This window comes from Actinacidiphila sp. DG2A-62 (genome assembly GCF_035825295.1).
Classification (GTDB): domain Bacteria; phylum Actinomycetota; class Actinomycetes; order Streptomycetales; family Streptomycetaceae; genus Actinacidiphila.
On sequence record NZ_JAYMGI010000002.1, the window covers coordinates 3,668,140 to 3,682,026 of the forward strand.

A 13,887-nucleotide genomic window follows, 5' to 3' on the forward strand; every position below is an offset into this window, starting at 1 on the left:
GGTCTTCACGCCGAGGCGGCCGGCCGCCTCGACGCTGGGCGCCGGCCCGGCCGGGTGCGCTGCGTCGCGTGCACGTATGGCGTTGCCCCGGCCGGGTGCGCTGCGTCGCGTTGTGGGGACGGGAGGGGTCCCGGTGGGGGGCGCGTAGGAAAGGGGGCGTGGACGAGGAGCTGACGTACGACCCCGTGCTCGCGGCGCAGCCGCCCCCCGCGCAGGCGGCCGGAGCGGTGGCGCCGGGCACCGCCCTGGTACTCGTGCCGGAGGACGGCCCCCTGCGCACGGTCCGCCGGGGCGAGCTCGTCCCCGAGAGCGGGGCGTGGCAGGCCGTGTTCACCGTGGACGTCACGGAACACCGCCTGGTCCTGCCCGTCCGCCTCGCGGACCACCACGTCCGCGTCGTCGTGCGCTGCCGCGTCGCCGACCCCGCGCTGATCGTCGCCCGCGGCGTCCGCGACGTCGGCTCGGTGCTGTACGGGCAGGTACGCGACCTGGTCGCCGCCGCCGTGGCGGGCGCCGCCGGCCGGTACGCCGCCGGGGCCGCCGTCGACGCCGCGCTGGAGGGCCTCACCGGCGACGCCGCGGTGCGGGTCCGCGACGCCCGCGCCGTGCTGGAGCCGGTAGGCGAGGGGTCCGGCAAGGTGGTCAGGGGCGAGGTCGTGCGCGGCGCGGCGGCGCCCGGCCCACGCGTCAGCCGGGTCCGCGGTGTTCCCGCCCGGCCGCGGCGCGACGCGGACGGGGGCCCGCGATGACCGGGCGCGGCGTGGCCGCCGAGGTGTGGGCCGCGGACACCGCGGACGTGCGCCTGCTCACCGTGTGGAGCGAGCGCCGCGCGGGCCGCGGCGAGGACGCCGAACCGCTGGCGCTCCTGCACCGCCCCACCGGCCGGGGCCTCCTCGCGGTCTTCGACGGCGCGGGCGGCGCCGGGGCGGCGTCGGCGTGGGGCGCGTACACCGGCGCCTGGGTGGGCGCCCGCGTCGCCCGCCTGGCCACCGAGGCGTGGTTCCGCCACGCCGTCGGAATCGCCGGCCGGGTCCCCGAGTCGGGCCCGGGCGGCGGGAGTACGCCCGCGGGGGCCGCGCCCCCGGCCGGGGACGCGTTGGCGCGGGTGGTGCGGCACGCGTTGCGGGCCGCCTCGCCGGCGAGCCGGAGCAAGCTGACCGGTTCGATGCGCCGCGCGCTCCCCACCACGCTCGCGGCCGTCTCGTACCGCGCCGCGGAGGGGGCGGTGCGGTGCCAGGCGCTGTGGGCGGGGGACTCGCGGGCGTACGTCCTGCTGCCCCGCACCGGACTGCACGCGCTGACGCGGGACCACACCGCCGAGGACGACGCGCTGGACCAGCTCCGGCAGGACCCGCCGATGACGAACCTGCTGAGCGCCGACCGGCCGTTCACCGTCGCGGCCCATCCGGCGCGCGGTCCGGGCGCGTTCCCGCTGCCGTGCGTGCTGCTCGCGGCGACCGACGGCTTCTCGGGGTACGTGCGGACGCCCGCGCACTTCGAGTGGGTGCTGCTCGACGCGCTCATGAGGGCGCGGGACACGGCCGGTTGGGCCGCGGGGCTGCGGGAGGCGGTGCGCGGCTACACCGCGGACGACGCCTCGCTGTCGCTGGCGGCGTTCGGGTTCGCGGACTTCCCGCGGCTGCGCGAGGCGTACCGGGGGCGCCACGAGAGCGTACGGAGGCGGTACATGACCGGTGCGCCGCAGGACGACCGCGGGTGGCAGGACGACGCCTGGGCGGCGTACCGGCCGGGCTACGAGCGGTACATGCCGCCCCCGGACGGGGACGGGGACGGGGCGGGCGGCGGCACGGCCGCGCGGGTGCCGGCCGGCGGGGGCGGGCGTGAAGGCGGGCGACGTCGTGCACGGCTACCGGGTGGTCACCGACCCCACCAACGCGGGCGGCGGCAAGTGCGTGTGGGCGTTCGCGGAGAAGGACGGCGCGCAGTTCTTCCTGAAGCAGTTCCTGGAGCCGAAGCGGCCGCGGGAGGGCTCGGGCAGCGCGGAGAGCCGGCGCATCCGGCTGGAGACGTGCCGGCGCTTCGAGGAGCGGCACCGCGCCGTCATGGACCGGCTGCCGCCCGACGCGCCGGGCGCCGGCAACCTCGTGCTGGCCACCGACTTCTTCCACGAGGGCAGCACCTACTACAAGGTCACCGAGCGGATCGACACCGCCGGCCTGGCCGAGCCGCACACCCTCGACGCGCCCGCGAAAGCGGTGCTGTTGCGGACGCTGGGCGCGAGCCTGCGGCTGCTGCACGCGATCGGCGTGGTGCACGGCGACCTCAAGCCGGCCAACGTGCTGGTCCAGCGCCGCGGCGAAGCCGCTTTCCACACCGCGAAGTTGATCGACTTCGACGACGCGTACGTGGCGGGCGACCCGCCGGACCGCGCCGAGATCGCCGGCGACTCCCTCTACGGCGCGCCGGAGTGGCGCCGCTACGTCCAGGGCGACGAGACCGTCCAGGGCTCTCGACTCACCACGGCCGCCGACGTGTTCGCGCTCGGGCTGATGACGCACCTGTGGCTCACCGGGGAGCTTCCCGGCTACGACCGCGACCGGTTCGGCTCGCCCGCGGACGTCGTCGACGCCGGGGTGCCGCTGCGGCTGGACCCGCGGCTGAGCGACCCGGCCCACGCGCTGCTGCGGGCGATGACCGCGGCCGCCCCGGAGCGCCGGCCGGATGCCGCGGGCTTCCTCGCGGCGTTCAGGGACCCGCGGTCGTGCGCGCTGGGCGAGCCGCGCGAGCGCCCCGAGCCGGTGGAACCGGCCGGTCCGGCCGACGAAGACGACGCGAAGCCCCGGGCCGGCGGGGACGCCCGGCCCGGCGAGGACGCCCGGCCCGGCGGAGACGCGGGCCCGGACGCGGCGGCGCCGCGGGCCAGCCGGCTGCGGGTCAACCTGCCGGGGTCGCGCGCCGCTTCGCCGCCCGCCGACCGGCCGACGGCCTCCCGGGTGCGGATCAACCTCGGCGGCCGGGCGAGCCCGCGGCACGACGCCGCCGCCCCCGGTTCCGGGCCCGGCCCGCGGCCCCGTTCCGAAGAACTGCCCGAGCACGAACGCGAGGAGACGACGCCATGAGCGCCGACATCGAGAAGTACCGCGGCAACCTGCGGTACGCCGTGGACATCGTGATGTGCATCGACGTCACCGGCAGCATGAACCCGGTTCTGGACGCGGTGAAGGACAGCTCGCTCCGCTTCCACCAGCGGCTCGACGAGATGATGGCCGCCAAGGGCAAGGAGATCAGCCAACTGCGGCTGCGTGTCGTGGCGTTCCGCGACTTCGGCGACAACCCGGCCGACGCGGTCGAGCAGACCGGCTTCCTGCGGCTGCCCGAACAGGCCCCGGAATTCGAGCGGTTCGTCCGGGGGCTGCGCGCCACCGGCGGCGGCGACATCCCCGAGTCGGGCCTCGAAGCGCTCGCCCTGGCCGTCAACTCCCCCTGGGAGACCGGCCTGGACCGGCGGCGCCACGTCATCGTGATGTTCACCGACGCACCCGCGCACCCGCTCGGCACGGTCGGCGCGTCCGCGCAGAACTACCCCAAGGACATCCCGCGGACGATGGACGAGCTGTTCGAGCAGTGGGGGTACGCGCGCAGCCAGCGGGCCGTCATGGAGCAGTCCGCCAAGCGGCTGGTGCTGTTCGCGCCGGAGACCGAGCCGTGGCAGGAGGCCATCGGCGAGGAGTGGGACCTCACGCTGCACTTCCCCTCCAAGGCCGGTGAGGGGCTGGAGGAGTTCGAGATGGACGAGATCATCGAGACGATCGCGAACAGCCTGTGAGGCGGCCCGGCGGCCAAGACCACGGCGACGGCGACGGCGACGGGGCCTGGCTGGAGTGCCTGGGCGCGGTGGTCGGCCCGGAGCCCTTCGGGCCCGGCGGGCTGCTGGAGTTCCGCTGGGCGAACGGCTCACGGTTCGCCGTGCCACCGCAGCGCTGCGTCTCGGTGACGGCGACCCCGGTGGCCGCGGGGCCGCGCGGGGCCGGCAGGACGAGCGGGGACGGCCCGACGGGCAGGACGGGCGCGCCGCGCGGGGACGGCGACGCGCGCGGGCACGGCGAGGTGCCCCGGACCGGCGGGACCGGCGGAGGCGGCGGGGACGGCAGGACCGACGGGTCCGGCGGGGACGGCGGGGAAGGCGGGTCCGGCGGGGAAGGCGGGGACGCGGACGGCCGTGCGGGCCTGCGGCTGACGTTCCGCTTCGAGCCGGGCGGCGGTCCCGAGCACGTCACCGGCCATGTCGCCGTCGTCCTGTTCGTCGCGCCCCGACACGCGGCGCGCGCACGGGAGTTCGTCAAGCGGCTGACCGCCGGCCACGGCATCCGCGGCGTCGTGGACGCCGCTCCCCCGGCTCCGCGGGCGCCGGCGCCGGCGCCCGCCACGCCGGCGCCGGCGGACAGCGGGCCGTGGCTCAGCTCGCCCGCCTCGCACGAGACGGAGGCGCTTTTCGCCTGGGTGGCACGGCGGCTGGCGGACACGGACGCCTGAGCCGTACCGGAGGCGGCGGGACCGGAAGCCGCGGGACCGGAGGCGGCGGGACCGGAGGCGGCGGCGCGAAGGACCGGCCGCGGACCGTGGAAGAGGGAGCGGAAGAGGGAGGGGAGCGGGGTGGCCGAGGCGACATGGCGGTGTCCGGCGTGCGACACGTACAACGGCGTCGCCCTCGGCGCGTGCGACATCTGCGGTACGGCCAGGCCGGCCACGCCCGCGCCCGGCGGGAAGCACCCGGACCGCGCGGACCGCGCGTCCGCGGCCGACGCGCCCGGACCCGCCGCCGAGCCGAAGCCCGCGCATACGGCCTCCTCGGCACCGAAGCCGAAGCCCACGCCGAAGCCGGCGTCCACGCCGAAGTCCAAGCCTGCGCCCAAGCCCAAGTCCCCGCGTCCGCCCGGGTTCGCGCCCGTGCCCGCGCCGACCTCGCGCGAGCTGCTGGAAGGGCTGATCCGCGACCCGGCCGCCTTCGGCGGGGTGCGGGCCACGCCCGAACTCGCCGCGGTGCTCCCGGAGTTGTTCCATCCCGACGGGCGGGTGCGGCGGGAGATCAGCGGCCTGGACGGCCTGCTGCCGCCGCCCGGCTCCGGCGCGACCGGGAGGAGGACGCCGCCGAAGCCGCCGGCGAGGAGGACGCCCGCCGAGAAGGCGCCCGCGACGCCCGCTCCCGCGCGGACCGTCCCGATGCGGACCGTGCCGAAGCGCAAGACCGCGGCCGAGCGGCGCGCAGCAGCAGCGTCGACCGGTTCCACCGGCTCCGCCGCTTCGACCGCTTCGGCCGCGCCGGCCGCCGGGACCGCCTCCAGGACGTCCCGAGCCGCCGCCCCGCCCAGAACCGGCGCGCGCGGCGGCGCCCCCGGCGGGGCGCCCGGGTACACCACCGCCGACACGGTCATCGGCTGCTGCTGCGCGCTGCTGCTGCTCGCCGCCGTCGTCACCGGCATCGTCGCGCTGGTGCTGAACGCCGGCGCCGTCGCCCACTTCTTCTCCCACCTCGGGCACGCCTCGCACGCCTCGCACGCCGCGTCCCCGCCCGCCGCGCCGACGCCCGGCGGGACCGTCGCGCCCGGCACGCCCTGCCCGGCCGCGCTCACCGCGCTCATCGACGCCGACCCGATCGACGGCGCCCTGGGCCACACCGGCAAGGGCGCCACCCTCGCCGCGGTCTACCAGCGCCACGACGGCCAGGAGGAGTACGCCTTCTGCCGGACCTCCGACGGCACCCTGCTCTACTTCGGGCGGACGGTCGGCAAGCCGTACGAGGGCACGCCCGCCGGCGCCAAGGCGATCAGCGGCGGCTACGAGGTCGACTACCCGCGCGACGGTACGAGTTTCCGCTTCACCGGCGGCAAGGTGACCGCGTACAAGAAGGACGCGAAGCAGTGGGACCGGGTGATCGTCCCCGAGCCGGGGCTCGCCGCGGGGGCCGCGCCGTCGGGCGCCTCGTGAGGGCCGCCGCGCCTATTGTCGTGCCATGCAGTCCTACACCATCGGCCAGGCCGCGCGGCTCCTCGGCGTGAGCCCCGACACCGTACGGCGCTGGGCGGACGGCGGGCGGGTCGCCACCCACCGCGACGACGCCGGCCGGCGGCTCATCGAGGGGCGCGATCTTGCCGCGTTCTGTGTCGAAATGGCGCAGAACGAACCACAATCCGACGAGGACGGCGCTCCCCGCACCTCGGTCCGCAACGCCTTCCCGGGCATCGTCACGGCCGTGAAGCTCGGCGACGTGGCCGCGCAGGTCGAGATCCAGTCCGGCCCGCACCGGCTGGTATCGCTGCTGACCAGGGAGGCAGTGGAGGAACTCGGCCTGGAAGTCGGGATGCGGGCGACGGCGCGGGTGAAGTCCACGAATGTGCACATCGACCGCACCTGAGTCACACCCGTATCTTGCTGCTCGTTGATCTCTCCAATGCCGTCAGTTTCTGTTGAAACGCTGCTTCTTTGCGGCTGGATTGCTTCGTAAATATGTCGACGGAATGGCCAGGTCGGGCCGCGTACGGGCGGTCAACGACGGCAAATTGGAAGAAGTGCTTCCCCGCCCGGCGGCGAAAAATGAGCGTTCCGGGTGTCCGGGCGCCCTGGGGAGGGAACTTTTTCGCACCGTCACCCGCGCACGCGGCGGGAACCGGAGGGGACCATGGCATTTGTTCCATATCATTGCCGACGTCATGGGCGACGATCCGCGGCCTCGACCCGCGCGATTGGTCGCTCATTTTCTGCCCGTGCCACCCGACGCCCGGCGGGGAGGTGCGACCGTGAGCACACGGTACGCACGCTTCGGTGAGCGCCCGCTGCGCGACCGCCGGTCGGTCCACGCCGTAGCGGCGCTCGCTCCGCAGGCCCCGCAGACGCCGCGGGCCACCGTGCGCGACCCGCTGCCGATCGTGCCGCTCGGCTCCAACGGCCCGCTGGTCGGGGCGCAGGGGCTGGGCTGCATGGGGATGACCGAGATGTACGGGCCGAGCGACCGCACCGAGTCGCTCGCCACCCTCGAACTGGCCCTGGACTGCGGGGTCACCCTCTTCGACACCTCCGACGCGTACGGCATCGGCGCCAACGAGGAGCTGCTCCGGCCGTTCCTGCGCCGGCACCGCCGCTCCGCGCTGATCTCCACCAAGTTCGGCCTGGTCCGCAGGCCCGGCGATCCGTTCCACCAGGGGATCGACAACTCCCCGGGCAATCTGCGGCGTTCGGTCGAGGCGAGCCTGCGCCGGCTCGGCGTCGACTGCATCGACCTGTACTTCGTGCACCGGCTCGACCCGCTGACGCCGGTGGAGGAGACGGTCGCCGCGATGGCGCGGATGGTCAACGAGGGCAAGGTCTGCCACCTGGGCCTGTCGGAGGTGACCGGCGCGCAGTTACGGGCCGCGCACGAGGTGCACCCGATCGCCGCCGTGCAGTCGGAGTGGTCGCTGTTCTCGCGCGATGTGGAGGCCGACGTGGTGCCGGTCGCCGTCGACCTCGGCGTGGCGCTGATGCCGTCCGCGCCGCTCGGACGCGGCTTCCTGGCGGGCGCGTTCACCGACGCGGGCACGCTGCACGACGACGACTTCCGCCGCCAGACCGAGCGCTTCACCGGCGCCAACGCCCGGCGCAACGCCGAACTCCTCGCGCCGTTACGGGAGATCGCGGCCGCCCGCGGCGCCACCCCGGCGCAGATCGCGCTCGCCTGGCTGCACGACCGGACGCGGGTGCACGGCGCCGCGGTGGTTCCGGTGCCCGGCACCCGCAGCGGGGTCCGGCTGCTGGAGAACATCGCCGCCGTCCGTATGCACCTGACGCCGGCCGAGCTGGCCCGGCTCGACGGCATCGGCCCGCAGGTGGCCGGCCGCCGCGAGGTCGGCCTGGCCTTCGAACGCGCGGGCCGGGCGGGATACCACTAGCCGCGCCCGCGCCCGATCCCGCAACCCCCGTCCCCGACGCACAGCTGCACCCGGGTCGCACCGCCGAGGCGGCGGCCCCCGTGCAGCGCGGCGGGGGCGTCGCCGTGTCGGGCCCCGCCACGCCGGGAGAGCGGCGAAGCAGGTGGCGCGGGGCGCTGACGGGCCGCTCACCGGCCCAGCGACGGGTGGGCCGGACGCCCCGCGCGGGTCCTGCGCGGGGCGTTTCCTTTTGACAGCTCTGGAATGCTGTTCCACCATGGGAATGGAACGACATTCCAGAAGCGGCGTCCGGGCGGCCCGGACCGCCCCGACCCCGCCGGAGGCACCCCATGACCACCCCCACCCCGCACAGCCAGCGGCCCACCCCGCAGAACCACCGGCCCACCTCGCAGGACCAGCGGCCCACCTCGCAGGACCAGCGGCCCACCCCGCAGGACCAGCGACCCACCCCGCACCCGCGGGCCTCGCGGAGCACCCCCACCCGCACGTCACGATCATCGGCGCCGGCCTCGGGGGCCTCATGCTCGCCCGCGTCCTGCACGTCCACGGCATCCCGGCCACGGTCTACGAGGCCGAGGCGTCATCGACCGCGCGCTCGCAGGGCGGAATGCTCGACATCCACGAGCACAACGGCCAGGCCGCCCTCGCCGCGGCCGGCCTGACCGAGGGCTTCCGCGCCCTGGTCCTGGAGGGCCGCGAGGCGACCCGGGCGCTGGCCCCGGACGGCAGCGTGCTGCTCGACCAGCCGGACGACGGCGGGCACGGCCGCCCCGAGGTGCAGCGCGGCGCACTGCGGCAGCTCCTGCTCGACTCGCTGCCGGACGGCACGGTCCGATGGGGGCACAAGGTCCGCGGCGTCCGGCCGCTGGGCGAGGGCGACGCGGCCGGGTCCGGCGGGTCCGGCGAGGCTGGCAGGTCCCGTGAGGCTGGCGGGTCCGGTGAGGGCCGCTACGAAGTGGTCTTCGCCGACGGCGCGACCGTCGTCACCGAGCTGCTGGTCGGCGCGGACGGCGCCTGGTCGCGGGTCCGCCCGCTGCTGTCGGACGCCACACCCCGCTACACCGGCGTGTCCTACGTGGAGACGTACCTCTACGACGCCGACACCCGGCACCCGGCCGCCGCGAAGGCCGTCGGCGGCGGCGCGATGTTCGCACTCGTGCCGGGCAAGGGCATCCTGGCCCACCGGGAGAGCGGCGGCGCCCTGCACACCTACGTGGCGCTGGCCAGGCCGCAGGGGTGGTTCGACGCCGTCGACTTCACCGACGCGGCCGCCGCGGCGGCGTACGTGGCCGGGGAGTTCGAGGGCTGGGCGCCCGAACTCACCGCGCTGATCACCGACGGTGAGACCGCGCCCGTACTGCGTCCGCTCAACACGCTCCCGGCGGACCACCATTGGGACCGCGTCCCGGGCGTCACGCTGATCGGCGACGCCGCGCACCTGATGATCCCCTCGGGGGAGGGCGCCAACCTGGCGATGTACGACGGCGCCCAGCTCGCGCTGTCCCTGGCCGCGCACCCCGGCGACCCCGAGGCGGCGCTGGCCGCCTACGAGCGGGACCTGTTCCCCCGCAGCGCCGCCGAGGCCGCCGACGCGAGCGAGCTGAACACCCTGATGCTGGGCCCCGACTCCCCCCACGGCCTGATCGCCATGTTTGTCGGCGCCGCGCAGGCGGACCCGGCCGAGCACTGACCCGGGCGGGCGGGGATTCGGAGACGGCCGGACGGACGCGGCGCGCGAGCGGGGGGACGGCCCCTGGGGCTCGCCGGAATTCGGTGGTGCCCCCAACGGGATTCGAACCCGTGCTACCGCCTTGAAAGGGCGGCGTCCTGGGCCACTAGACGATGAGGGCTCGTGGGCCGGCCGAGGGGCCTGCTACGGCGCTTCGGGGACGTTGCGCAGCATAGGGGACGGCCAGGGCATTGGGCAAAACGTATGCGGGCCGGCGGGGCGCGGCTGGCGGCGGGCGGGGGCGGGTCCGCAGGAGGTCCACGGCGAGATCCACGGCGAGGTCCACGGCGGGTACGGCGCGGGGCCGGCGGGACACAATGGGCGGGTGCTGGAGATGACCCGCGAGGAGTTCGAGGAACTGGTCGGCGAGGCGCTCGACCGTATCCCCGCCGAGCTGACGCGCCTGATGGACAACGTGGCGGTCTTCGTCGAGGACGAGCCCGACCCGGCCGACCCGGACCTGCTCGGCCTCTACGAGGGCACGCCGCTGACCGAGCGCGGCGAGTGGTACGCGGGCGTGCTGCCCGACCGGATCACCGTCTACCGCGGCCCCACCCTGCGGATGTGCCGCTCCCGCGAGGAGGTCGTCGAGGAGACGGAGATCACGGTCGTCCACGAGATCGCGCACCACTTCGGCATCGACGACGCGAGGCTGCACGCGCTCGGCTACGGCTGAGGGACCGGCCCCCGCGGCGCCCCTGCGGCCGAGGCGGGGGCGGAGGCGGGCGGGCGCTGCGCCGAACGCGGCCCGGGCATGTGCGGGTGCGCGCCGGACGCGGCCCGGGGCGCCGGACGTGGCGCGGGGCGCGGGGCGCGGGCGAATGTTCTGCCGGACGCGTCCCGCCGGGCGGGCCGGGCGTTGCGCCGGTCGTGGTCCGCGCGGGGCGGGAGCGTGTCCTGGCGGGAGCCGTCGCGTTGGACACGGCGGGTCCGTCCCCGCTCGCCGGCGCCGTACGCGCTCGCGGTCCGGGGCGCGTACCGCAGCACCCCGCACCGCCCGCACCGCCCGCACCGCCCGCACACCCCGCACCGGCCGCGCCGGCCGCCGTACCGAGCCCGAGGTCGCCTCCCCATGCCCGCACCCCAAGCCCGCGTCAGCCCAGGTCCCGGCGCCCGGCCCGCTCCCGACGGCGAGAACGGCGCCGGGCGCGACGCCGGGAACAACGGCGGGGGCGGCGGCGAGCACGGCGGCCCGGGCCTCGCCGCCGGGGTCAGAGCCGCGCTCCTGGTCACGGTGGTGGCCGCGAGCGTGGCCGCCTGCGTCAGCGCCGGCAGCCAGTCCGACCCGAAGGCGCCGGGCCCGGCCGCCTCGGCCGCCGCGGGGGGCGTCGGCGGCGGCCGGCACGCCGGGAGCGGCCACGGCGGCCCGGCCGCGCCCGCGGGCAAGGACCGCATGTCGCCGTCGCCCACCGTCTCCGGCACCGGGACGGCCTCCGTCGACCCGTCCGCCTCCGCGGCGCACGGCGCGTCCGGCAAGCCGACCGGCCGTTCGTCCTCGCCGGCCCCGGGCGGCCAGGACACCCCGCGGCCCACCGCCCAGTCCTCCCCGCCCGACACCGGCACGACCGAGGCACCGCCGACCTCCGACGCGCCGCCCACCGGCCCGACCGCGCCGGCCGACCCGCCCTCCGGCTCGGACTCGCCGGACCCGGGCGCGGGCTCCCCGGGGTCCGGCGGCTCAGGCGGTGCGGGCGGCTCCGGCGGCTGACCGCGAGCGCCGCACGCAGCCCCGACCGGCTGCCCCCTCAGACCTGTGCGCTGTCCCCCACAGCCCTGTCCGCTGCCCCGCACGCTGGTGATTGGCGCAACGGCCCCTCGATGCGTATGCTGGTAGATCGTTTGATCCCACTTCCATTGCCTGGCGCCTGATCCTATGCGCGCCGAGTGGCGCGTTCCTTTTCTCCTGTGGCTGACCGCATCGAGGCGGTTGTAAGCAACCCTCTGGAGCTGGCGCGTGCCGTAAGTCTTCCGAGAGGTTCACCTTCAGCATGTCCCTTGACAGTGCCGACCGCTCCGTCGTGCTCGCGACCGAGACCGACGTCGCCCTCGACCGCCACGTAGACACCCCCGACGACGCCGCCGCCGGCGCCCGGGCCGACGCCACGGACGCCGCCGCGGACGACGCCGCGCGCGAGGTCACCGGCGAACTCTCCGTCGGGACCGCCGACGCCGCAACCGACTCCGCCGCCGACGCCGCCGCCGACGCCGCCCTCGACGAGACCCCCGGCGGCACCTTCGCCGACCTGGGCCTGCCCGAGGCCATCGTCCGCAAGCTCACCCAGAACGGCGTCGTCACCCCGTTCCCGATCCAGGCCGCGACGATCCCGGACGCGCTGGCCGGCCAGGACATCCTGGGCCGCGGCCGCACCGGCTCCGGCAAGACGCTCTCCTTCGGCCTGCCGCTGCTGACCCAGTTGTCCGGCGGCCGCACCGAGCGCAAGCGCCCGCGCGGCGTCATCCTCACCCCGACCCGCGAGTTGGCGATGCAGGTCGCCGACGCGCTCCAGCCGTACGGCGACGTGCTCGGGCTGAAGATGAAGGTCGTCTGCGGCGGCACCTCGATGCAGAACCAGATCTACGCGCTGGAGCGCGGCGTCGACATCCTGGTCGCCACCCCCGGCCGGCTGCGCGACCTGATCAACCGCGGCGCCGCGGCCCTGGACCAGGTGCGGATCGCGGTCCTGGACGAAGCCGACCAGATGGCCGACATGGGCTTCCTGCCCGAGGTCACCGAGATCCTCGACCTGATCCCGGCCGGCGGCCAGCGGCTGCTGTTCTCCGCCACGCTGGAGAACGAGATCGACACCCTGGTCAAGCGCTACCTGGTCGACCCGGTCACCCACGAGGTGGACGCGGCGCAGGGCGCGGTCACCACGATGAGCCACCACGTGCTGGTCGTGAAGCCGAAGGACAAGGCGCCGGTGACCGCGGCGATCGCCGCCCGCAAGGGCCGCACGATCATCTTCGTGCGCACCCAGATGGGCGCCGACCGCGTCGCCGAGCAGCTCATCGAGGCCGGCGTGCGGGCCGACGCGCTGCACGGCGGCATGACGCAGGGCGCGCGCACCCGCACCCTGGAGGACTTCAAGGCCGGGCAGGTCAACGTCCTGGTGGCCACCGACGTCGCGGCCCGCGGCATCCACGTCGACGACATCGACCTGGTGCTGAACGTGGACCCGGCCGGCGACCACAAGGACTACCTGCACCGCTCCGGCCGCACCGCGCGCGCCGGCCGCTCCGGCACGGTCGTCTCGCTGGCGCTGCCGCACCAGCGCAAGCAGATCTTCCGGCTGATGGAGGACGCCGGCGTGGACGCCTCGCGCCATGTCATCGGCGGCGCGGGGGTGTTCGACGAGGACGTGGCCCGGATCACCGGCGCGCGGTCGCTCACCGATGTGCAGGCCGACGCGGTGCAGAACGCCGCCGTCCAGGCCGAGCGCGAAGTGGCCGAGGCCACGCGGCAGTTGGAACGGCTGCAGAAGCGCGCCGCCGAACTGCGCGAAGAGGCCGACCGGTTGACCGCGCGGTCGGCGCGCGAGCGCGGCGAGGACCCGCAGGAGGCGGTGGCGGCGCGGACCGCCGAGGCCGCCGCCGCGGTGGAGGCCGCGGCAACGCCGGTGGTGCCCGAGCCGCGCGAGGAGCGGGCGCCGTACCAGCGCCGCGACGACCGGCGGGACGAACGCCGCGACGAGCGCGGCAACTTCGACCGCCGCCGGGACGAGCGGCGGGACGACCGGCGGGACAGCCGCCCGTCCTACCACCGCGACCGGGACCGCGACGACCGCCGCGACACCCGCCCGTCGTACGGCAACCGCGACGACCGCCGGCCCGGGTACGGCGACCGCGACCGCCGCGACACCCGGCCCTCGTACAGCCGCGACGACCGCCGCGACAGCCGTCCGTCCTACGGCAACCGGGACGACCGGCGCGACGCCCGTCCGTCCTACGGCAACCGCGACGACCGCCGGCCCGCGTACGGCCGCGACCGCGACACCCGCCCCGGCTACGGCGCGCGCGACGACCGCCGCCCGGGGTACGGCGACCGCCGCGACAGCCGTCCCTCCTACGGCGACCGCGACCGCCGCCCCGCGTACGGCGACCGAGACCGCGACCGCCCGACCTCCTTCAACCGCGACGGCGGCTCGTCCTCCTACGGCGACCGCAAGCCCCGCTGGAAGCGCGGCTGACCCCACGCCGGCCCGCTCCCGGGCGGCTGCCGAGCCCCGAACGGGCCCGTAACCCGCGCACCCGCGCGGGCGGCGGGCCCGTCCCGCT

Annotated in this window: 12 protein-coding genes and 1 tRNA gene; 11 read left to right on the top strand and 2 right to left on the bottom strand. The window is 76.3% G+C overall.

Going from position 1 to position 13,887, the window contains the following annotated elements:
• Positions 1 to 158: 158 nt before the first annotated feature.
• Entirely contained in the window at positions 159 to 749 is a 591-nt protein-coding gene (locus VSR01_RS15980) for a hypothetical protein (RefSeq protein WP_326449873.1), read from the top strand.
• On the opposite strand, the gene VSR01_RS15985 is transcribed toward VSR01_RS15980, so the two are convergent.
• Positions 688 to 1,524 carry a hypothetical protein gene (locus VSR01_RS15985; RefSeq protein WP_326449874.1) on the bottom strand — a complete coding sequence of 279 codons (837 nt, stop codon included), beginning with the start codon at positions 1,522 to 1,524 and terminating at the stop codon, positions 688 to 690. The genes VSR01_RS15980 and VSR01_RS15985 overlap by 62 nt on opposite strands.
• A 317-nt stretch (positions 1,525 to 1,841) precedes the next feature.
• On the opposite strand from VSR01_RS15985, the gene VSR01_RS15990 reads away from it, so the two are divergent.
• The 7 genes from VSR01_RS15990 (at position 1,842) to VSR01_RS16020 (ending at position 9,573) form a co-directional block, all read left to right on the top strand.
• Positions 1,842 to 3,080 carry a protein kinase domain-containing protein gene (locus VSR01_RS15990; RefSeq protein WP_326449875.1) on the top strand — a complete coding sequence of 413 codons (1,239 nt, stop codon included), beginning with the start codon at positions 1,842 to 1,844 and terminating at the stop codon, positions 3,078 to 3,080.
• Positions 3,077 to 3,787, top strand: coding sequence for a vWA domain-containing protein (locus VSR01_RS15995; RefSeq protein WP_326449876.1), 711 nt, complete (start codon positions 3,077 to 3,079; stop codon positions 3,785 to 3,787). Before VSR01_RS15990 ends, VSR01_RS15995 begins: the two co-directional genes overlap by 4 nt.
• Positions 3,784 to 4,494: a hypothetical protein gene (locus VSR01_RS16000; RefSeq protein ID WP_326449877.1), complete on the top strand. Its 711-nt coding sequence runs from the start codon at positions 3,784 to 3,786 to the stop codon at positions 4,492 to 4,494. The genes VSR01_RS15995 and VSR01_RS16000 overlap by 4 nt, the downstream gene beginning before the upstream one ends.
• A gap of 120 nt (positions 4,495 to 4,614) precedes the next feature.
• Entirely contained in the window at positions 4,615 to 5,946 is a 1,332-nt protein-coding gene (locus VSR01_RS16005; RefSeq protein WP_326449878.1) for a hypothetical protein, read from the top strand.
• A 25-nt stretch (positions 5,947 to 5,971) separates the two neighbouring features.
• On the top strand, positions 5,972 to 6,373 hold the full coding sequence (locus VSR01_RS16010) for a TOBE domain-containing protein (RefSeq protein WP_326449879.1): 402 nt from the start codon (positions 5,972 to 5,974) through the stop codon (positions 6,371 to 6,373).
• A gap of 490 nt (positions 6,374 to 6,863) precedes the next feature.
• Positions 6,864 to 7,883 (top strand): aldo/keto reductase, encoded by a 1,020-nt coding sequence (locus VSR01_RS16015; RefSeq protein WP_326453686.1) that lies wholly within the window; start codon positions 6,864 to 6,866, stop codon positions 7,881 to 7,883.
• A 493-nt stretch (positions 7,884 to 8,376) separates the two neighbouring features.
• Complete coding sequence (locus VSR01_RS16020) at positions 8,377 to 9,573, top strand: FAD-dependent oxidoreductase (RefSeq protein WP_326453687.1); 1,197 nt, start codon at positions 8,377 to 8,379, stop codon at positions 9,571 to 9,573.
• A gap of 84 nt (positions 9,574 to 9,657) precedes the next feature.
• Here VSR01_RS16020 and VSR01_RS16025 read toward each other — a convergent pair.
• Positions 9,658 to 9,733, bottom strand: a tRNA-Glu gene (locus VSR01_RS16025).
• 204 nt (positions 9,734 to 9,937) lie between these two features.
• Between VSR01_RS16025 and VSR01_RS16030 the strand changes: the two genes are divergently transcribed.
• From VSR01_RS16030 to VSR01_RS16040, 3 genes are all read left to right on the top strand, one after another.
• Positions 9,938 to 10,288: a metallopeptidase family protein gene (locus VSR01_RS16030; RefSeq protein ID WP_326449880.1), complete on the top strand. Its 351-nt coding sequence runs from the start codon at positions 9,938 to 9,940 to the stop codon at positions 10,286 to 10,288.
• A 396-nt stretch (positions 10,289 to 10,684) separates the two neighbouring features.
• Positions 10,685 to 11,320 (top strand): hypothetical protein, encoded by a 636-nt coding sequence (locus VSR01_RS16035; protein WP_326449881.1) that lies wholly within the window; start codon positions 10,685 to 10,687, stop codon positions 11,318 to 11,320.
• Positions 11,321 to 11,600: 280 nt separating this feature from the next.
• Entirely contained in the window at positions 11,601 to 13,799 is a 2,199-nt protein-coding gene (locus tag VSR01_RS16040; protein ID WP_326449882.1) for a DEAD/DEAH box helicase, read from the top strand.
• Positions 13,800 to 13,887 lie beyond the last annotated feature (88 nt).

Coding starts and splice junctions, on each gene's coding strand:
- VSR01_RS15985 (WP_326449874.1), bottom strand. CDS start 1,524: ATGAGCGCGTCGAGCAGCACCCACTCGAAGTGCGCGGGCGTCCGCACG.
- VSR01_RS15995 (WP_326449876.1), top strand. CDS start 3,077: ATGAGCGCCGACATCGAGAAGTACCGCGGCAACCTGCGGTACGCCGTG.
- VSR01_RS16010 (WP_326449879.1), top strand. CDS start 5,972: ATGCAGTCCTACACCATCGGCCAGGCCGCGCGGCTCCTCGGCGTGAGC.
- VSR01_RS16035 (WP_326449881.1), top strand. CDS start 10,685: ATGCCCGCACCCCAAGCCCGCGTCAGCCCAGGTCCCGGCGCCCGGCCC.
- VSR01_RS16040 (WP_326449882.1), top strand. CDS start 11,601: ATGTCCCTTGACAGTGCCGACCGCTCCGTCGTGCTCGCGACCGAGACC.